Here is a 19,557-nt window from a genome sequence, read left to right on the forward strand (position 1 = left end):
TCACACGACCATGAGCTGCTTGGTGGTCAGGGTGAGGAGCTCGGGACCGGCCTCCCGCACGACGAGCGTGTCCTCGATACGGACACCGCCCTTGCCGGCCAGGTACACGCCGGGCTCCACGGTGACCGCCATGCCGGCCGAAAGTGTACCGTCACCCAGCTTGGAGAGGCTGGGTGCCTCGTGTATCTGCAGGCCCACGCCGTGTCCGAGGCCGTGCAGGAACTCCTCGCCCCGGCCGGCCCGTTCGATCACCTCACGCGCGGCGTTGTCGACGTCCTTGACGTCCGCGCCCACCTTCAACGCCGCCCGGCCGGCCGCCTGCGAGGCGGCCACCAGTTCGTAGATCTCCGTCTGCCAGTCCTGGGGACGGCCGAGCACGACGGTGCGGGTCATGTCCGAGTGGTAGCCGTCGACCAGGGCACCGAAGTCCATCTTGACGAAGTCGCCGCTCTGCAGGACCGCGTCGGTGGGCCGGTGGTGCGGGATCGCCGAGTGCGCGCCCGTGGCGACGATCGACTCGAACGCCGGTTTGGTGGCACCGTTGGCCAGCATCCGGTCCTCCAGCTCCCGGGCCACTTCCCGCTCGGTACGGCCCGGCCGCAGCCCGCCGTGCTCGATCAGGTCCGCCAGCGCCCGGTCAGCCGCGGCGCAGGCCATCCGCAGCGCCTCGACCTCGGTGTCGTCCTTGACGATCCGCAGCTTCTCGATCATGCCCGGCGCCCGGACCAGCTCGACGCCCGCGGCCGCGTCCGCCAGCCCGTCGAGGTCCTCGACGGTGACGTGGTGGCTTTCGTACCCCGTCCTGCGGTGCTTGGCCGGCTGCGAGGCGACCTGGCGCACGAGCGCGATGGCACTGGCGCGGTCGATGACCCGGTCAAGGTCCGGCACCTGTTGCTGAGCCTGCGTGAGATATCGGCCGTCGGTGCAGAAAACCGTGTGCTTCTCCTCGCCGGGGCTGTCGGCGGCGTGCACGACCAGCGCGGCGTTGGAACCGGTGAACCCGGTGAGATAGCGGATGTTGAGCAGGTCGACCACGAGCAGGGCGTCCAGCCCTCGCTCCCGGAGCTGAGTACGCAGTGCTTCCCGGCGGCGGGCGTAGGCGTCAGACATATCTGGGAGCTTAGGTCGTTTGCTCCTAATCAGTTCTGGGAGTTGCCATCCGGCAGACTCCTGGTGGTAGCCGCCGGCAGGTGAGCACTTTGTGCTCCTGGACGTATGAGTCCTGACGAAAGATCGTGCCCCTGCCGGATGGCCGAGAGAGTTGATCGCTGATGGGATGTCGTGCCTGCTGCTGGTTGGCGTGAGCACTGCTTGATTAGGTCGCTGATGGTTCTCTCGCAGGCTGCACCGGGTGATCGACAGTGTGGAGACGGGAGAGCTTGTTGAGGTTGTTCGTAGGTGATGACTGGGCTGAGGATCATCACGATGTGGAGGTGATGGACAGTTCCGGCCGCCGGCTGGCCAAAGCCCGGCTGCCCGAGGGCGTGGCGGGAATGGCCCGGCTGCACACCATCCTGGGCGGGCTGGCCGGAGACGAGGCCGACGAGGTCGAGGTGCTGGTGGGCATCGAGACCGACCGCGGCCCCTGGGTGCGGGCGCTGGTGGCCGCCGGATACACCGTGCTGGCGGTCAACCCGCTGCAGGCGGCCAGGTTTCGTGACCGGCTCGGGGTCTCCGGAGCCAAAAGCGACCCGGGGGACGCACACGTGCTGGCCGACATGGTCCGCACCCACGCCCACGAGCTGCGGCCGATCGCCGGGGACACCGCGCAGGGCGAGGCCGTCAAAGTCGTGACCCGCACCCACAAAACCCTGATCTGGGAACGGACCCGGCACACCCAGCGTCTGCGTCACGCGTTGCGCGACTATTTCCCGGCCGCGCTGGTCGCGTTCACCGACTTGGACGCCGCCGACACCCTGCAGTTGCTGGCCAAGGCCCCGACCCCGGCGCAGGCCGCCCGGCTGACCACCGCGCAGATCAGCGCCGCGCTCACACGCGCCCGCCGCAAGAACATCGCCGACAAAGCAGCCGCGATCCAGGCCGCGCTGCGCGCTGAGCACCTCGGCCAGCCCGAGGTCGTCACCGCCGCCTACGCCGCCTCCGTCCAGGCACTGATCGCGGTCCTGACCGTACTCAACACCCAGATCAACGCCATGCAAGGGCAGGTCGAGGCCTATTTTGGCCAGCACCCGGCCGTTGAGATCATCACCTCCCAGCCCGGCCTGGGACAGGTGCTCGGCGCCCGGGTGCTCGCAGAGTTCGGCGACGACCCGCACCGCTACACCACCGCCAAAGCCCGCAAGAACTACGCCGGCACCTCCCCGATCACCCGCGCGTCCGGCAAAAAGAAGGTCGCCCTGGCCCGCTTCATCCACAACGACCGGCTCATCGACGCTCTCATGACCCAAGCCTTCAGCGCACTGAGACACTCTCCCGGCGCCCGCGCCTACTACGACCGGCAACGAGCCCGTGGCTGCGAGCACAACGCCGCCCTGCGCCAACTCGCCAACCGACTCGTCGGCATCCTCCACGGCTGCCTCAAAACCGGCACCCTCTACGACGAAACAACCGCCTGGTCTCATCACATCGAGTCGCTTGCCGCTTGACATCTACGCTCCTGGGATGTCTTTCGGCGGATCTCGCGGGTGATCCCCGGACCGGGCCGATGGAGGTTATTGTGCTCGTCGTGCGGTTCTGGCTGACCCGAGGTTTTGTGCTGGCGTTCGTGCTCGCGGGGGCGGACGTCGGGCTCGCCGCGATCGCGGTGCACACCAGTTCGCTGAGCGTCATCCGCTCGATCGTGCTCGGCGTCGTCGCCGGGGCAGCCGCCTTGTGGGCTGCGCTGGACGGCTGGCACCAGCTGGCCGACCGCGGCCGGATCTGGGTCCTGGCGGCCGTCATCGCCGGGTTCGCCAGCGGCCTGCTGCGGGTGATCGGCAAGGCGATCTTCGTGGACGAGACCGGCCTGAGCTCCCTGGGCAGCGCGCTGACCGGCGACGCCGCCTTCGGCGCGCTGGTGATCCTCGTTCCGGCGGGATTGGGACTACTGGTCGGCAGCCGGATCGCGGCCCAGCGCGGCACTTCCCAGGCCGGCACTTCCCAGGGCGACGCTCAGCGCACGACGGCCAAAGCCGGCCCGCGTAAGTAGGAATCCCAGGTCGCCGGCAGCACGTCGACCACCCGCGACGAGTTCACGCCCGCCACCTCGGCAGACCCGATCGGGTACAACTTGCCACCCAGCAGCAGGCCGACTCCCCGGTCAGCGGCCCGTACCGCCTCCGCGCCGGGCACCACATGGGCCGAGGGAGTCACGTTGTCCAGGACCGCCGGCCTCCGTTCGACCACGGCCGCGCCGAACGCCTCGGCCACTGACCGCCGGTCCACCCGGTAGACCGCGCTGCCCATCACCATGTCCAGGGTCCGCTGGGGCGACGGCATCGCGAAGCCGTTCAAGGTGGCCAACGCCGAGACACGGGTCTCGCAACCGCCGATGTCCTTCAGGTCGAGCCCGAACCTCCGCAGGTCCGTGGGCTGGGCCCGGTCCCGGGTGGCCCGGAAGACGTTGACCGACACCCGCCCGCACGGATCCTTCTCGGAGATCGGCGCGTGCCCGTCCGGGCGGCGTGCGAGCCCTGGCCCTTCCTCCCAGGGCCCCGGGACCAGCACCGGCTGGTACGGATGGCTGGTGAAGCCCCGGTCCCAGAAGGTGAGCGTGGTGCCGCCAGCGGTCTCGTGGGCGATGGCGAACGCGTCCAGGGCGTCGATCCACATCCAGTCCGCGCTGAACGCGTCCACAATGGAGCGGTCACGGCCGTAGCCGGGCACAAAACCCTTGGGAGTGAGCGTTTCCACGCGGGTGGCGAACATCGGATCCGGCGAGCGCAGCACGAACTGGCCGGCGCCGTTATCGTGCGCGCCACGGGCGTTGGTGTCGGTGAACATCAGGTAGAACCAGCCGTCGAGGTACAACGCTGACGGTTGACCGGCGCCATATGTGTTGCTACGGCCCACTTCGTACGACGAGGACACAACCGGCTCGCCGCCCTTGGCACGCGTCCACGTCAGGCCGTCGGGGCTGGTGGCCAGGCCGATCGCGTTGCCGACGCTGTGATCGTTGGGAGCGCCTGTGTAGTACAGGTAGTAGGTGCCGTTGACCTGGATGACTGACGGGTCGCACGTGTGCCGACCGTCGAAGCCTGCGCCTGCCCCGCCGAACACCGCGCGCGGGGTCGTGTACGGCCCGATCGGCGTGGCAGCCTCGGCGTAAAGCACGTCGTCGCCAGGGGGTGCCGCGCTCACCAGCTGGCTGCACCACCACATCCGGATGCGGCCGCCCTCGACCATGGCCGAGGGCGCGTAGTTGTACTGGGCGTTCTCCCCCGCCGCGACGATGATGCCGCCGTCGTCACGCGGGCTGTCGGTGGACAACGCCCGCGGTCCGGGAGAATCGGTCTGGACCTGCCGAGGTCTGGCGGGGGCCCCGCCGATCACCGCACTGTCGGTGCCTTCGGCCTGTGGCTGTGCCTCGGTGCATGACGCGACCGTCACGCAGATCAGTAGCAGCAACAACAACCGGCGCACACATAGACCTTCCGTCACCCGACAGGGCGACAGTCTATGGTCAGCGGGAGGCTGCCCGGGGCAGAGCGACGCAAACCCGGTGCGAATCGCCGTAGTGCTGACCGGTCCCGACCTCGACGAACCCGAGCCGCTCGCTCAGCCGCGTGCTCGCCGTGTTGTCCCTGTGCACCAACGCCCACACCGCAGGGAGACGAAGCGTGTACAGCCCGTGGTCACGCAACGCGGCCGCGGCCTCCGTCGCCAGACCGCGTCCTTGGTGGGCGGTCCCGAGGAACCAGCCGATCTCCGGCACTCCCCCAGGCAGCTCCCAGGACGGGCGGAGGTGGCCGACGCCGACCAGGATGTCGTCCTCGACGAAGGCCCAGTGCCCCATGCCCGCCGGGCCGTCGTAGCCGAGCCTGCGGTCGACCGTCTCGTCGATCCAGCCTGGCTCATTGGCGTTCTTGCTGAGCAAACGCGTGATCGCCGGATCGCTGAAGATGTCCCGGACGTCGCGGCGGTCGTCCTCCCGCAGCGGCCGGATGACCAGCCGTTCGGTGCGGAGCGTCGGCTGCTCGGGCAGTGTGCTGCCGCCCGGCGGCAGCAGGACGTGGATGCGGCCCGGACCGGCCGGCTGGTAGAAGTCCGCGACGTTCAGGAAACCCAGCCCTGCCGCCAGGCGGTAGCTGGGCTCGTTGTCCACGTGGATCAACGCCCAGATCGCCGGCAGGCCGAGCGTGCGGATGCCGTAGTCCAGCAGGGTCCGCAATGCCTCACTCGCATACCCCTGACCTGCGTGCGACCGCGCCACGAACCAGCCGACCTCGACGACCTTGCCGGGCAGCCGGTCGGAGGGCGTGAACCGGCCGACACCGATGACGGTGCCGTTGAGATCGAGGATCCAGCTGCCCATCCCGCCGGGCGCGCCCCAGCCCAGCCAGCGCTCGAAGCTCGTCGCCGCGTTGACCTGGTCGGACATGTCACGCGTGAGGTACCGGCTGCTCTCCGGGTCGGCGAAGATCTTGATCACCGCGTCCCGGTCCTCGGCCCGCATCGGCCGCAGGGTCAGCCGGTTGGTCTCGAAGGTCGGCTGGCTCACTGCTCGGCTATCCACTTGATCGCGAGCGGGTAGCCCTGCACGCCGAGGCCGACGATCACACCGCTGGCCACCGCGGAGATGTAGCTGTGGTGCCGGAAGTCCTCACGCTTGTGCACGTTGGAGATGTGCACCTCGACCAGCGGCGCGGTCAGCTGGGCGCACGCGTCGGCGATCGCGATGGAGTAGTGCGTCCAGGCACCGGCGTTCAGCACGACGGGCCGGCTCTCGTCGGCGGCCTCGTGCAGCCAGCCGATCATCTCGCCCTCGTGGTCGGTCTGGCGGACCTCGACCTCGACGCCCATCTCGGTCCCGGCCTTCTCGCACAGGGCGGCCAGGTCCTCGTGTGTGGTGTAGCCGTACACCGCTGGTTCTCTCTTGCCGAGCCGGCCAAGGTTCGGACCGTTGAGCACCAGCACCCTCACAGCAGAACTCCTCCGTTCGACGGCTTGGCTGCCACAGCTGAATACGCACCTGCCAGCAACACCGGGTCCGGGCCTTCCAGCCGGCCCGGCTTGGCCAGGCCGTCCAGGACAACAAACCGCAGCATGCCTGCGCGTGTCTTCTTGTCGTTACGCATGCCGTCGATCAACTGCGGCAACGCGTCCGCGTCGTACTGGGTCGGCAGCCCGACTGACTCGAGCACGCTCCGGTGCCGGTCCGCCGTCGCGTCGTCGAGCCTGCCTGCCAGTCGCGCCAGCTCGGCGGCGAACACCAGCCCCACGCTGATCGCCGCGCCGTGCCGCCAGCGGTAGCGCTCCCGCCGCTCGATGGCGTGGCCCAACGTGTGGCCGTAGTTGAGGATCTCGCGCAGACCGGACTCCTTGAGGTCCTGACCCACGACATCGGCCTTGATCTGGATCTTGCGCGCGACCAGTTCGGCGATCACGTCGCCCGCCGGGTCGACCGCGACCTTGGGATCGGCCTCGATCAGTTCCAGGATGCGCGGATCGGCGATGAACCCGCCCTTGATCACCTCGGCCATGCCCGCGACGAGCTCGTTGGCCGGCAGTGTGGTCAGCGTGGCCAGGTCGACCAGCACCGCGCTGGGCTCATGGAACACACCGACCAGGTTCTTGCCCGCGTCGGTGTTGATGCCGGTCTTGCCACCGACCGCGGCGTCGACCATGCCGAGCAGCGTCGTCGGCACGTTGATCAGCCGCACGCCACGCAGCCACGTGGCCGCGACGAACCCGGCGAGGTCCGTGACGGCGCCACCACCGAGCCCGACGACGATGCCCTGCCGGTCCAGCCCGATCCGGCCGAGCACCTCCCAGCAGTAGCCCGCAACCGGAAGCGCCTTGCCGTCCTCGGCGTCCGGGATCTCGATGCGGTGCGCGTCCACGCCCGCCGCGGTGATCTCCTCGCGCGCGGTCTCGGCCGTCGCGGTCAGCGTCGGCGGGTGGATGATCGCCACCTTCGACGCGCCCTGCACCTTCTCGACCAGGTCACCGAGCAGTCCGCGGCCGACGATGACCTCGTACGGCTGCTGCGTGGCGACTGCGATCCTCACCGGCTCCATATCGCCCTCACTTCACCGGCATGGCCGCGAGGACATCTTCGAGGATGTCCTGCGGGTCACGGCCGTTGGTCTGCACAGTGGCGTTCGCGACCGACGTGTAGACCGGCCTGCGCTCGGTCAGCATCTGGCGCAGGTGCGCACGCGGGTTCGGCAGCAGCCACGGATGCAACGCCACCAGGCCTTCCCGCTTGAGCAAGTGGTCCAGGTCGACGTCCAGGAAGACCACGTGGAACGGCTTGAGCAGCTCAGGCACACCGGGCGCGGTCGGCGTCCCGCCGCCGAGGGCGAGCACGCCGTCGTGTTCCGGCAGCACCCGGACCAGCAGCTCGTGCTCCAACTCCCGGAACCGCTCACGGCCGAAGTCGACGACCAGTTCGCCGGCCTCCTTGCCGTGCTCGGCCTCCATGTCGTCGTCGAAGTCACGGAACCCGACGCCCAGGCGTTCGGCCGCCAGCCGGCCGATCGTGCTCTTGCCCGAACCAGGCGGCCCGACCAGAACCAGTACGGGGCCGTTCGTGCTCACCAGCGCTCCTCCAGTGCCTTCAGGTAGGACTCCACGTTCGCCCTCGTCTCGGGCATCGAGTCGCCACCGAACTTCTCCAGCGCCGCGTCGGCCAGGATGAGGGCCACCACGGACTCCAGCACCACACCGGCACGCGGCACCGCGCAGACGTCCGACCGCTGGTGGATGGCGACCGCGGGCTCACCGGTCACGACATCCACAGTGGACAGTGCTTTGGGGACGGTCGAGATCGGCTTCATGGCCACCCGGGCGCGCAACGGCTCACCGTTGGTGACACCGCCTTCCAGGCCGCCGGCCCGGTTGGAGCGCCTTGTCACGCCGGTGACGCCGCTGCCCCGGTCGATCTCGTCGTGGGCCTTGCTGCCCCACCGGCGGGCCGTGGTGAAACCGTCGCCGATCTCCACGCCCTTCATGGCCTGCACACCCATCAACGCGCCCGCCAACCGCGCGTCCAGCCTGCGGTCCCAGTGCACGTACGAGCCGAGGCCCGGCGGCAGCCCGAACGCGATCACCTCGATCACGCCACCGACCGTGTCACCAGCTTGCTTGACGGCGTCCACCTCGGCGACCATCGCGTCGGTCGCCTCCTGTCCGAACGCCCGCACCGGGCTCTCGTCGATCGCGGCGAGGTCCGCGGCCGTGGGCTCAGCACCCTCAGGCGCCTCAGCAGCACCGATCGACACGACATGGCTGATGATCTCGACGCCGAGCAGCTGCCGCAGGAAGCACTTCGCGACCGAACCCAGCGCTGTGCGCGCGGCCGTCTCCCGGGCACTGGCCCGCTCCAGGACCGGACGGGCCTCCCCGAAGCCGTACTTCTGCATTCCGGCCAGGTCGGCGTGACCGGGCCGAGGCCTGGTCAGCGGCTCGTTGCGGGCCAGACCGGCAAGTACTTGCGGGTCGATCGGGTCACTGGACATGACCTTCTCCCACTTGGGCCACTCCGAGTTCTCGATCTTCACGGCGATCGGCCCGCCCTGGGTGCGACCGTGCCGCACACCACCGAGGAACTCCACGTCGTCGGTCTCGAAGCCCATGCGCGGACTGCGCCCGAACCCCAGCCTGCGGCGAGCCAGTTGGCCCGTCAGCTCGTCGGTGGTGACCTCGACCCCGGCCACCATGCCTTCCAGCACGGCGACCAATGCCGGACCATGCGATTCCCCAGCGGTTATCCAGCGCAGCACAGCTGAATCCTGTCACGCCGGTCCAGTTCGGCCCCACCCTGGGGGAGACTGTCCAGCTGCGTCGCGGCGCCACACCGGAAACTCCGCCACGCTGCTCCACAGTGGATGATCCGGCACCGCCACAATGATCACCCCAGGCCAGGCAGCCTAAACTTGATTGATTCCAGAAAATGCGGCAGACTCCGGCACCGTGCCCACGACTTCGGACTTCCAACGCATGCTGCGGGAGGCGGCTTTACGTGTGACGCGCCCGCGGGTGGCAGTGCTGTCCGCGGTGCACGCCCATCCGCATGCCGACACGGACTCGATCATCGGTGTTGTGCGTGCGGATCTCGGCGAGGTGTCCCACCAAGCCGTGTACGACGTGCTGCGCGCACTGACCGCCGCAGGCCTGTTGCGGCGGATCGAGCCACCAGGTTCCGTGGCGCGCTACGAGGCCCGAGTCGGGGACAACCACCACCACGTCGTGTGCCGGTCATGCGGTGTCATCGCCGATGTCGACTGTGCTGTTGGCACCGCGCCCTGCTTGACCGCATCCGACGACCACGGCTTCGCGATCGACGAGGCCGAGGTCATCTACTGGGGCCTGTGCCCCGGGTGCTCGACAGCGCTCAGTTCCTGAGCACCACCTCTGATCCCGGAAGGATTTCAGTGTCTGACAGCCCTAACGCCGTCGTCGGCGAGATGAACGAGGAAAGTGCGGGCGGATGCCCGGTCTCGGCTGGGCGCTTCAACCATCCGACTGAAGGCGGGAGCAACCGCGACTGGTGGCCGAACCAGCTCAACCTGACGATCCTGCGCAAGCACTCGGATGTCGCGAATCCCATGGGCGGGGACTTCGACTACGCCGCGGAGTTCAAGACCGTGGACCTCGACGCCCTGGCCGCGGACGTCGACGAGGTCCTGACGGCGTCCAAGCAGTGGTGGCCTGCCGACTTCGGCCACTACGGGCCCTTCATGATCCGCATGGCGTGGCACAGCGCGGGCACGTACCGCATTGAGGACGGCCGCGGTGGTGCCGGTGCCGGCATGCAGCGCTTCGCACCGCTCAACAGCTGGCCCGACAACGGAAACCTCGACAAGGCGCGCCGCCTGCTCTGGCCGGTGAAGAAGAAGTACGGCCGCAAGGTCTCGTGGGCCGACCTGATGATCTTCGCGGGCAACCGCGCGCTGGAGACGATGGGCTTCAAGACCTTCGGCTTCGCCGGTGGCCGGGCCGATGTCTGGGAGCCCGACCAGGATGTCTACTGGGGTCCTGAGCGCACCTGGCTGGGCGACGAGCGCTACACCGGCGACCGGCAGCTGGAGAACCCGCTGGCCGCCGTGCAGATGGGCCTGATCTACGTCAACCCGGAGGGCCCCAACGGCAACCCGGACCCGCTCGCCGCGGCCCGCGACATCCGCGAGACGTTCGGCCGCATGGCGATGAACGACGAGGAGACCGTCGCGCTGATCGCCGGCGGCCACACGTTCGGCAAGACCCACGGTGCGGCCGACCCCGACCAGTACGTCGGCCCCGAGCCTGAGGGCGCCTCCATCGAGGAGCAGGGCTTCGGCTGGACGAACACCTTCGGCACCGGCAAGGGCCGCGACGCGATCACCAGTGGTCTCGAGGTCACCTGGACCGCCACGCCGACCCAGTGGAGCAACAGCTTCTTCCAGAACCTGTTCGGCTACGAATGGGAGCTGACCAAGAGCCCGGCCGGGGCCAACCAGTGGAAGCCGAAGGACGACGCCGGGGCGAACACCGTGCCGGACCCCGAGGACGGCTCGCTGACCCGGACCCCGACGATGCTGACGACCGACCTCTCGCTGCGGTTCGACCCGGTCTACGAGCAGATCTCGCGGCGCTTCCTGGAGAACCCGGACCAGTTCGCCGACGCGTTCGCCCGCGCCTGGTTCAAGCTGACCCACCGCGACATGGGCCCGATCGAGCGCTACCTCGGCCCGCTGGTGCCGCAGGAGGAGCTGATCTGGCAGGACCGCGTTCCCGCTGTGGACCACGAGCTGATCGGGGCGGACGACATCGCCGCCCTCAAGGGCCAGATCCTCGACTCGGGCCTGTCGGTCTCCCAGCTCGTCTCCACCGCGTGGGCGTCGGCCTCGACGTTCCGTGGCAGTGACAAGCGTGGTGGCGCGAACGGGGCACGCATCCGCCTCGAGCCGCAGCGCAGCTGGGAGGTCAACGACTCCGACGCGCTGACGCTGGTGCTGCGCACCCTGGAAGGCATCCAGGAGTCCTTCAACAGCTCCCAGACCGGGGGCAAGAAGGTCTCGCTCGCCGACGTCATCGTGCTCGGCGGGGTCGCCGCCGTCGAGCAGGCTGCCAAGAGCGCCGGCCACGACGTCCAGGTCCCCTTCACCCCGGGCCGCACGGACGCGTCGGCGGAGCAGACCGACGCGGACTCCTTCGCCGCGCTCGAGCCCACTGTGGACGGATTCCGCAACTACCGCGGCAAGGGCGACAACCTGCCGTCGGAGTACCACCTGATCGACCGCGCCAACCTGCTGACCCTGAGCGCACCCGAGATGACCGTCCTGGTGGGCGGCCTGCGTGTCCTGGGCGCGAACCACAAGCAGTCCGCGCTGGGCGTCCTCACCTCGACGCCGGGAACACTGACCAACGACTTCTTCGTCAACCTGCTCGACATGGACACCGAGTGGAAGCCGGCGTCGGAGGACGCGGAGACCTTCGAGGGCCGCAACCGCGACACCGGCGAGGTCAAGTGGACCGGCAGCCGCGCCGACCTGGTCTTCGGCTCGAACTCCGAACTTCGTGCCGTCGCTGAGGTCTACGCGAGCGACGACGCCAAGGCCAAGTTCGTCCGCGACTTCGTGGCCGCCTGGGACAAGGTCATGAACCTCGACCGGTTCGACATCGCCTGAGTCCCGACCGCACCACCTGGCCCGGCTGCCCCGCAGCCGGGCCAGTTCTCGTTCGGCGGCGTCCGATGGCGAACGTTGAGGACAAACCCAATGGCTTGATCTTGCGTTAGTTGATCACCGATCGTGATACTGCGGGCCATGGCAGATTTATCGGTTAATCGCAGAAGATTGCTCGGTGGCACGGCGGCGGGCATGGCTGGGATGGTCGGTCTCGCCGGTGTCGCGGGGGCCGAACCGGCCGGGATGCAGGCAAGCCCGATGGGGCCGTGGACGTATGTGCCACCGGGCGAATCCATCAAGGCGGCGTTCGACGCCGGTGCGCGCGCCATCCAGCTTGGCGACGGCGACTACAGACTTACCGAAACCCTTGTGCCTCCGTCGGGAGCCGTCGTCCGAGGACTGGGCCGACGTACCCGGTTGCTGGCCACGACTGTGATGAACGCGGCCGTCGCGATCGGCAACGGCGGAGCGATCGAGGCCGTGCAGATCTCCGACTTGATGATCGAGTGTGACGGCAAGGCGAAGACCGGCATCGATCTGAATGTCGTCGGCACGTCGGGCAACTACTACTGGGAGCCCGACTCGATCTGCCGACTGGACAACCTGCGGATCTATCAGCCCGTGCTCGACGGGATCAACTACCGCGGCGAGGACACCCAGTCGTGCGTGAGCAGCCGTGTCCGCGTGCGCGATGCGGGCCGCTACGGCTACAACGTCCAGGCACCGGACAACTGGTGGATCGCCTGCGAGGCGACCACAAGCACGTCCACCGGCTCCACTGCCGGATTCGGCGTGTTCGGCTCGAACAACTTCTTCCAGTCCTGCAAGGCGTGGTACTGCCGCGACTACGGCTTTCACGTCAAGGGGGTGCGCAACAAGTTCATCGGCTGCGAGTCCCAGGACACCCGGTCGCACGGCTGGTACATCGAGTGGGGCCGCAATGTCTACACAGGATGCACCGCCGACAGCGCGTCCTTCTATGACGTGGGCGGCACTTCCGCTGGGGCGGACGGGTTCCACGTCCTCGAGGGCGACGACACCTCCATGGTGGGCTGCCAGGCATTCGACCGGAAAGCCGGCGGCCACGCCGCACAGCAACGGTACGGCTTCAACATACCCGCAAGCATGATCACCAACGGCCAGCTCGTCGGCCACAGCGGCTACGACAACGTCACCGGCCTGCTCAACCGCCGGTAGGAGCCCGCCGGAACAGTCGCACGCGTTAGCAACATTGGTTGACTAACTCTCGATTAGTCAACTAGAGTTGCTTACGTGCCTGGTACCGAAGCCCCTGTTCCTCCCGATCCTGCTGACGCGCTCGCCGCGGTGGTCGCGTTGCGGAAACTGGCCGATCAGTTGGAGGACGCGGCTGTGGAGCAGGCGATGCGGGCGGAATGGGGTTGGCCCCGGGTCGCCGAGGCGCTCGGGGTCACGCGCCAGGCGGTCTACAAGAAACACGCCAAGCGGCTCATCATCGCCGGGGTCAAGTTGAGGAGACGCGAGGGATGAACGCGTTCGACACCTACATGCACGGAATCATCGTGCGGGCACAACACGAATGCCGTGAAGACGGTTCGAAAGTGGTCGAGGCACAGCATTTGCTGCTGGCGATCGCAGCCGAACAGGAACCGGCCACACACCGGATCCTGGGCTCGGCCGGGCTTGACCAGGCCACGATCCGCGCAGCGCTGGAACGGGAATTCGACCACAGCCTGAGCGTGGTCGGCGTGTCCCGCACCGCTTTCCAGATGCCGCGGCCCAGCTTGCTTCCCACCCATCCCCCGGTCGGCACGTCGGTCAAGCTCGTGCTGGAGCGGATCATGACCTCCTTCCGCAAGAAGGATCTGCAGCCCGCGCACGTGCTGCTGGCGATTCTGTTCGCCGAAGTCGGCACTGTCCCCCGGGCGCTGGCCCTGGCCGGCATCGACCGGGAAGACCTGATGGCACAGGTCCGGCAGACGATCACCACCGAGAACACCTGAGAGGACAAAAGATGCACGTCGTGGCTGTTTCCACGATCTCCGACAACGACAAGTTCTGGGGTGCGCTGAAGAAGGCGCACCGCGCACTGCCCAAGTCAGCCAAGTGGACGCTGGCGGTGGCGAGCACGGACGGCGCGAAGGCCGTGAACATCATCGTTCACGACTCGGTCGAGAGCGCCAGGGACTTCTTCGAGCCGCACGCAGGCCCTTACGCCACAACAGAGTACTTCGAAGCCGATGCCGCCAACGCGGTCGGTCTGCCGAAGTAGCAGGAGAAGAGAGTGACCAGAGGTATCGACGTGACGCGACTGCGGGCTCGCGTCCGAGAACTGCTCGCCGAGTACCAGATCCCGAGTGCGGCGATCGGCATTCTCCACAATGGCGAGATCACCGAGTTCGCCATCGGAACCAAGAACGTGTCGAGAGGCGAACCGGCAACGCCCGCCACCGTCTACCAATGCGGTTCCATGACCAAGACATGGACTGCCCTCGCCTTCATGCAACTCGTCCAGGAAGGGAAAGTCAGCCTGGACGAGCCGGTGCGGACCTACCTGCCCGGCTTCCGGGTCGCCGACGCGGAGGTCAGCGCCAAGGTCACGCCCCGCCATCTGCTCTACCACACCAACGGTATCGAGGAGGACATCGGCGATCCCGGTGAGGGCGATGACGTGTACGAGCGGATGGTCGAGAACATCACCGACGCGCCGCAGGTTCACCCGCTGGGCCACACCCATGGCTACAGCGCGGCCCTGGGCTACGCGATCCTCGCCCGGATCATGGAGGTCACCGACGGCAAGCGGTGGGACGACATCATGGCCGGCCGGCTCTTCGTCCCGATGGGACTGACCGACACCAACAGCCGGCATGACCAGGTGGACCAAGACCGGGCCGCGACAGGGCACGTGATCCGGTCTCTGGACGAAGGCCCCATCCTCACGCCGGTGAGTCACCTGCCGCGTTCCTTCGGACCAGGCGGGAACATCACCTCGACAGTCCGAGAAGTGCTCACCATGGCACACGTCCTGCTCAACAAAGGCGTGGCGCCGAACGGAACGCGCATCATCTCGGCCGAGCTCCTCCGGGAGATGATGACCTCTCGAGTGTCCATTCCAGACCCGTACATGTTCGGACCGGAGTGGGCCCTCGGCCTCATCGTGTGCGACTGGCATGGCGAAACGGTCTACGCGACCGACGGGAGCACTGTCGGTCAGAACGCTCGCCTTCGGATCCTGCCGGACTCGGGCATCGCCATCACGATGCTGACCAACGGCGGCCCGCGAGAGACCTTCTACCAGAAGGTGTTCAACGAAATCCTGACCGGCCTCGACATGGTCACAATTCCGGGCCTGCCGAAACCCGACCCAGGACTGAACCTCGACCTGTCCAGGTACGAAGGTGTCTACGAACGGCCTGGCGCCCGTTACGAAGTGGCAGCCGAAGCCGGGAAACTCTGCCTGACATTCGTGATCGATCCCATGCAGGCAGAGTTCCTCGGCAAACCGGATCGCATCACCTACGAACTGCTTCCCGTCAGCGAGACGCATTTCCTGATGCCTTCGAACGACCCGCTTGAGGACACCCAGACTGTCGCGATCTACGACTTCCAGGACGGGGCCGCGCAGTACCTGCACAACAACTGCCGGGTGAATCCGCGGACCAGCAGTTAGAGGCGACCGGCTCTGTTCGCCGGACCCGCTCGATGGAGTGAACGTCAGGCCGCCACGCGCTGCCCCGCGTGTTGTGCGCCCAGGTAGGCGAAAACCATTGCGGCACCAATAGTGCACCCTGGACCAGGGTACGACCGGCCCATCACCGAAGCCGATGTGTTCCCCGCCGCGTAAAGCCCTTCGATGACCGAGCCGTCCTCGCGCACCACCCGTGCGTGTTCGTCGGTCAGCAAGCCGCTTTTCGTACCGAGATCACCTGGATAGATCTTGCATGCGTAGTACGGCGGTGTGTCCAGCGCACTCAGGTTAGGGTTCGGCCGCACCCGAGGATCGCTGTAGTACCGGTCGTAGACGTTGCCACCGCGCTTGAAGTCCTCGTCCACGCCGGACGCGGCGAACCCATTGAAGCGCTTGACCGTCTGCTCCAGCGCCTCGGATGGCAGACCGATCTTCGCCGCGAGTTCGGCGATGGAGCCTGCTCGGGTCAGTATCCCGGTGTCCGGCGTGTCACCGGGTTTGAACGTCACGAACGGGTACCACGAGCGGTGCTGGTCGTCGATGATCATCCATGCGGGCACAGTGCCGCGCTGGTAGATCTGGTGCCCGCATTCGTTGTAGGACATGGACTCGTTCATGAAGCGCTTGCCTCCGGCATCCACGATGATCGAGCCCGGAAAGGAACGCTCACGCAATGTCCCGGCCGCGAAGCCGTTCGGCAGACCGACCGCAGGTGTCCACCAGGACTCGTCCATCAACGCCGTCGCCGCGCCGAGCCCGATGCCCATCGAGATCACCTCCCCGGTGTCGGTGGGCGACGCGTTCGTCCACTTGGTGCCGGTCGGGTGAGGCTGATACCGCTGGCGCAGCGCGTCGTTGTGCGAGAACCCGCCCGCGGTCAGGAACACGCCGCTCTCGGCGTCGATCTGCTGGGACGCGCCATCCTTTGACACGACAACCCCGGTCACCCGCCCGTCTCGCACGACAAGCTCCGTGAGCGTCGTGTTCAACCAAACCTCGGCACCACGACGGGTCGCGAGCAACACCAGCTGGCCGATCAGCGAAGCACCACCGGTCAGCGCGGGATTACGGCCGATCTTGCGGATCTTGGTCACCCACAGCTCGGTGAGGAACCCCCGTAGCGTGCGCTTCGCCAGGCCCAGCCACCGGATCTCGGTGGTGTACAAGGGCACATCGATCGCACTGGCCCGTAACCGCAGCTTGCTCATCCACGTCCCGAGTTTCGCCCCGTCGATCACACTCGCCTCGACGCAACGACCGCTTGTGCTGGCGCCCGGCAGATCCGGGTGGTAGTCGGGGTAACCCTTCGCCCACTTCAGCCGCAGGCCTTCCTTCACGAGAAAGGACATCATGTCCGGACCACGTCGCACGAACACTTCCTGACGTTGCGCCGAGCTGTCCGCGCCCGCTGTCGCCGCCAGGTAACGCAGCCCAGCCTCAGCAGAGTCCGTGCCACGCAACAGGGAGTTGCCCGGAACCCACAACCCGCCACCGGACAGTGCCGTCGACCCGCCGAGGAGATCGGACTTCTCCACCACCAGCGGCCTGAGCCCGCGCTCCGCCGCGGTCAAGGCGGCCACCAGGCCTGCCGCGCCACTGCCAACGATCACAACATCGAAACCGGACATCAACGCTCCTTCGCATCGAGCAATGAAGCCTGCTGAACGATCGTGAGTCCACAGTCGTACGCCGCACGAGGGTGGCAGCACAATCGCGCAAACGATGGCTCTGTTTGCCGTCGAAGGACGAAGGCCCCGATGCGGAGGCTTGCCGCGTCCGCATCGGGACAGGAGCTATCCGGCGGTACAGGTGGGGGTCGGTCCAGTGCCAGTGCCGGTACCTATGCAGCCGTTGGGCGTTGGTGGCAGCGGATCGGCCGGGCCGCCGGAGAGATTCGGTGTCTGCCAATCCCGCCAGGTGGCCAGGTTTCCGGCCTTCTTGCCCGAGATCCTGAAGACGCCAGGTGCGCTCGATGTCTTCAGCAGGTGCTTCTGGATGTTCTGTTGCAAGGGAGTCCGCCACTCGGGCCTGGCGGCGCAATGGCTACCGTCCTGGATGTCGGACCAGTAGGTGATGTTGTCCCCCGCGCCGAGCGCCTTGTAGACCTCGGCCCCACCCAGCGCCGCCACGCTCCCGGACCTGGCGGCCAGCCAGTCGATGTGGGGATTCTCCATGATGAACAGCCCTCGTGGCGCCACCATCGCCACCGTCTGATGCGTGTCCACCGGCAGTGCGGCCGGGTTTCCTGTGAATGAACCAAAAGCATCGCCCAGCCAGGGTTGTTCACCGTACGCGCTGCTGAGCGGCTGAGCGCCTGATTCCCCGGGAATCCCGCGGAAAATGGGAGCACCGGCACTGCCGGACTCGATCGGCATGGTCAGCGCGATGCGTTGATCGAACGCACCGATGGCCATGGCGCCCTTTCCGTACCGCGAGCATCCCGTGACGCCGATCGCCTCCGCTTTGAGGATGCCGCCGCCCGACTTCTCGATGACGTCGATGATCCGGCTCGCGCCCCAGGCCCACGCGACCAGCAGTCCCGTGCTGCTTGAGGAGCCGTAGACGCTGTAGAACGCGCCTTGTTTGTTGTTGCGAGGTGTTCCCTCTCTGCCGACCGCGAGCGGGTCATAGTTGATGACGGCAGCACCAGAGGCCTTGATGGTGGCCGTGTCCGCACCGAATCCGCCTACGACGACAACTGCCGGGAACGGCCCGGATCCGCTCGGCAGCTCGACCCGCGCCGAGAAACTGGCGCTCCTGCCGTTGTCCGTGACATTCACTGTGACGCCGGTGCGCGAGACAGTTCCGGTGACAGTCGCGGGCTTTCTGGGCTTCTCGCCGTAGACGTACCTCTCGGCCAGCTTCTTGATCTCCGCCCGCCGGCACCGCCAGTCCGACTTCGCGGAGATCCGCGTCCCGTCCAGTTTCTTGAAAGGATCAGGAAGTTTGGAGTTGGCGGGCAACGAGCCAGGCAGCGTCACCGGGCAGTCGGCGCCCTCGTCCTCGACCGGCGCGGCGGCCACGCTGTCGGCGTAGGCGGGTCCGGTCGTCGCGGTCACCGACACCGCTCCCGCGATCGCAAGCACCGGAATGACGATCATCGAACCGATCTTCGACCGGCTCAGGCCACTATTCACCGGGTTCTCCTTCCGTGCAGGGTGAGGAGGAGATTCGATCGAAACTTTCGAATTGATACCCGAAACAGACTGTAGGACCGCGTCGCACCGACCGTCAAGGATCAACCACATTCAGCGTGACCCCACAAAGATCCAGATCACACACCACAATCACGAGTCGCACGGTTCCGATAGTTTCGAATCCCGCTGGTGATGTCAGATGCTCATCCGAGAACAAACGGGAGTCTGGCGGCCAGCTCACCCAGTTCGGCCTTCTCCGCATTGGCCGGAGCACGTCGTCCAGTGCCGACCAGCAGTGCGTCCTTGTCGGACAACGACTTGGGGAACGCGGCCCCGGCGATCTTCTCCAGCATCTCGCGAGACCTGGCCAGGCTTTCGGCAGGTGGCTCCGCCGCACCCTGGAGATTCGCGATCAGGTCAAGGTGGTGCAGAGTCCACTCGATGACATACGCGGAAAGGTAGTCCCCCGCAGTGAGTACCTGATCACGGGTGCTGACCCGAAGGTCCGGGTCAGCCAGTCCGGCAGCGCGCCCGGCAGCGGAGCCGACGTCATCAAGGTGGAACTTCAGCAGCCACGGCTGCTCATACGCCGCAGCCAGCCGGACAATCAGCGCGTCAAGCGGATCCTGGCCAGTCGGCGGCGTTCCGGCGACCTCCCAGTAGGTCACCGCATCGCGGGTCACTTCCGCCTCGGTGGGAGTCACCAGCGTGATCAGGACATCCTGAGCATCGATGACCAAGTGGCACACCAGATCCCGCACAAGCCAGCCGGTACAGCCGGACGGCCGCGCGAAGTCCTCGTCCGAGAGTTCGGCCACCGCCTTGAGCAACGCCGCCCACGAACGCGCGAAAAGATCCACGGCCCGCAAGCTAGCAGCGCCCAGCCCACCCTGCGACCGATTTCCGCCTCCGCGACGGCTGCCACACCAGAGCGATCCCAGCGGTGCACTCGCCCACTGTTTCTACCGACAACGCGGGGACG

At 67.3% G+C, this 19,557-nt stretch carries 19 protein-coding genes; 9 read left to right on the forward strand and 10 right to left on the reverse strand.

Going from position 1 to position 19,557, the window contains the following annotated elements; translation table 11 throughout:
• A complete protein-coding gene (locus tag JOF56_RS51930; RefSeq protein ID WP_209646816.1) occupies positions 1–1,110 on the reverse strand; it encodes a M24 family metallopeptidase in 1,110 nt (369 codons plus the stop codon).
• Between the two features lie 278 nt (positions 1,111–1,388).
• Here JOF56_RS51930 and JOF56_RS51935 point away from each other — a divergent pair, with 278 nt between their 5' ends.
• Together JOF56_RS51935 and JOF56_RS51940 are read left to right on the forward strand one after the other, a co-directional pair.
• Positions 1,389–2,606 (forward strand): IS110 family RNA-guided transposase, encoded by a 1,218-nt coding sequence (locus tag JOF56_RS51935; protein ID WP_281065624.1) that lies wholly within the window; start codon positions 1,389–1,391, stop codon positions 2,604–2,606.
• 80 nt (positions 2,607–2,686) lie between these two features.
• On the forward strand, positions 2,687–3,148 hold the full coding sequence (locus JOF56_RS51940; RefSeq protein ID WP_209646817.1) for a hypothetical protein: 462 nt from the start codon (positions 2,687–2,689) through the stop codon (positions 3,146–3,148).
• Here the strand turns inward: JOF56_RS51940 and JOF56_RS51945 are convergent.
• Genes JOF56_RS51945 through aroC form a run of 6 tightly spaced genes read right to left on the reverse strand, consistent with a single transcriptional unit; the run spans position 3,112 to position 8,885 of the window.
• A complete protein-coding gene (locus JOF56_RS51945) occupies positions 3,112–4,581 on the reverse strand; it encodes a glycoside hydrolase family protein (RefSeq protein ID WP_307855665.1) in 1,470 nt (489 codons plus the stop codon). The two genes, JOF56_RS51940 and JOF56_RS51945, sit on opposite strands and share 37 nt — an antisense overlap.
• A gap of 40 nt (positions 4,582–4,621) precedes the next feature.
• On the reverse strand, positions 4,622–5,659 hold the full coding sequence (locus JOF56_RS51950) for a GNAT family N-acetyltransferase (protein WP_209646818.1): 1,038 nt from the start codon (positions 5,657–5,659) through the stop codon (positions 4,622–4,624).
• Complete coding sequence (gene aroQ, locus JOF56_RS51955; protein WP_209646819.1) at positions 5,656–6,081, reverse strand: type II 3-dehydroquinate dehydratase; 426 nt, start codon at positions 6,079–6,081, stop codon at positions 5,656–5,658. The genes JOF56_RS51950 and aroQ overlap by 4 nt, the downstream gene beginning before the upstream one ends.
• The gene (gene aroB, locus JOF56_RS51960) at positions 6,078–7,178 is read right to left on the reverse strand and encodes a 3-dehydroquinate synthase (RefSeq protein WP_209646820.1); all 1,101 of its coding nucleotides are present in this window, start codon (positions 7,176–7,178) and stop codon (positions 6,078–6,080) included. Before aroB ends, aroQ begins: the two co-directional genes overlap by 4 nt.
• 7 nt (positions 7,179–7,185) lie before the next feature.
• Positions 7,186–7,701, reverse strand: a complete 516-nt coding sequence (locus JOF56_RS51965) for a shikimate kinase (protein ID WP_209646821.1) — start codon at positions 7,699–7,701, stop codon at positions 7,186–7,188.
• Entirely contained in the window at positions 7,698–8,885 is a 1,188-nt protein-coding gene (gene aroC / locus JOF56_RS51970) for a chorismate synthase (RefSeq protein ID WP_209646822.1), read from the reverse strand. The genes JOF56_RS51965 and aroC overlap by 4 nt, the downstream gene beginning before the upstream one ends.
• A gap of 190 nt (positions 8,886–9,075) precedes the next feature.
• Here aroC and JOF56_RS51975 point away from each other — a divergent pair, with 190 nt between their 5' ends.
• From JOF56_RS51975 to JOF56_RS52005, 7 genes are all read left to right on the forward strand, one after another.
• Positions 9,076–9,507, forward strand: coding sequence for a Fur family transcriptional regulator (locus JOF56_RS51975; protein WP_209646823.1), 432 nt, complete (start codon positions 9,076–9,078; stop codon positions 9,505–9,507).
• A gap of 29 nt (positions 9,508–9,536) precedes the next feature.
• Positions 9,537–11,771, forward strand: a complete 2,235-nt coding sequence (katG, locus tag JOF56_RS51980) for a catalase/peroxidase HPI (protein ID WP_307855666.1) — start codon at positions 9,537–9,539, stop codon at positions 11,769–11,771.
• 192 nt (positions 11,772–11,963) lie between these two features.
• Complete coding sequence (locus JOF56_RS51985; RefSeq protein WP_209646824.1) at positions 11,964–12,968, forward strand: right-handed parallel beta-helix repeat-containing protein; 1,005 nt, start codon at positions 11,964–11,966, stop codon at positions 12,966–12,968.
• A 75-nt stretch (positions 12,969–13,043) separates the two neighbouring features.
• Positions 13,044–13,280 carry a helix-turn-helix domain-containing protein gene (locus JOF56_RS51990; RefSeq protein WP_209646825.1) on the forward strand — a complete coding sequence of 79 codons (237 nt, stop codon included), beginning with the start codon at positions 13,044–13,046 and terminating at the stop codon, positions 13,278–13,280.
• Positions 13,277–13,753, forward strand: coding sequence for a Clp protease N-terminal domain-containing protein (locus JOF56_RS51995; protein ID WP_209646826.1), 477 nt, complete (start codon positions 13,277–13,279; stop codon positions 13,751–13,753). The genes JOF56_RS51990 and JOF56_RS51995 overlap by 4 nt, the downstream gene beginning before the upstream one ends.
• Before the next feature lie 11 nt (positions 13,754–13,764).
• Positions 13,765–14,022 (forward strand): hypothetical protein, encoded by a 258-nt coding sequence (locus JOF56_RS52000; RefSeq protein WP_209646827.1) that lies wholly within the window; start codon positions 13,765–13,767, stop codon positions 14,020–14,022.
• Positions 14,023–14,034: 12 nt separating this feature from the next.
• The gene (locus JOF56_RS52005; RefSeq protein ID WP_307855667.1) at positions 14,035–15,420 is read left to right on the forward strand and encodes a serine hydrolase; all 1,386 of its coding nucleotides are present in this window, start codon (positions 14,035–14,037) and stop codon (positions 15,418–15,420) included.
• A gap of 44 nt (positions 15,421–15,464) precedes the next feature.
• Here JOF56_RS52005 and JOF56_RS52010 read toward each other — a convergent pair whose 3' ends face one another.
• The 3 genes from JOF56_RS52010 to JOF56_RS52020 form a co-directional block, all read right to left on the reverse strand.
• Positions 15,465–17,066 carry an FAD-dependent oxidoreductase gene (locus JOF56_RS52010; protein WP_209646828.1) on the reverse strand — a complete coding sequence of 534 codons (1,602 nt, stop codon included), beginning with the start codon at positions 17,064–17,066 and terminating at the stop codon, positions 15,465–15,467.
• Between the two features lie 165 nt (positions 17,067–17,231).
• Complete coding sequence (locus JOF56_RS52015) at positions 17,232–18,575, reverse strand: glucuronyl esterase domain-containing protein (RefSeq protein ID WP_209646829.1); 1,344 nt, start codon at positions 18,573–18,575, stop codon at positions 17,232–17,234.
• Between the two features lie 203 nt (positions 18,576–18,778).
• Positions 18,779–19,435: a maleylpyruvate isomerase N-terminal domain-containing protein gene (locus JOF56_RS52020; protein WP_209646830.1), complete on the reverse strand. Its 657-nt coding sequence runs from the start codon at positions 19,433–19,435 to the stop codon at positions 18,779–18,781.
• Positions 19,436–19,557: the final 122 nt, after the last annotated feature.

This window comes from Kibdelosporangium banguiense (genome assembly GCF_017876405.1).
Lineage (GTDB): Bacteria > Actinomycetota > Actinomycetes > Mycobacteriales > Pseudonocardiaceae > Kibdelosporangium > Kibdelosporangium banguiense.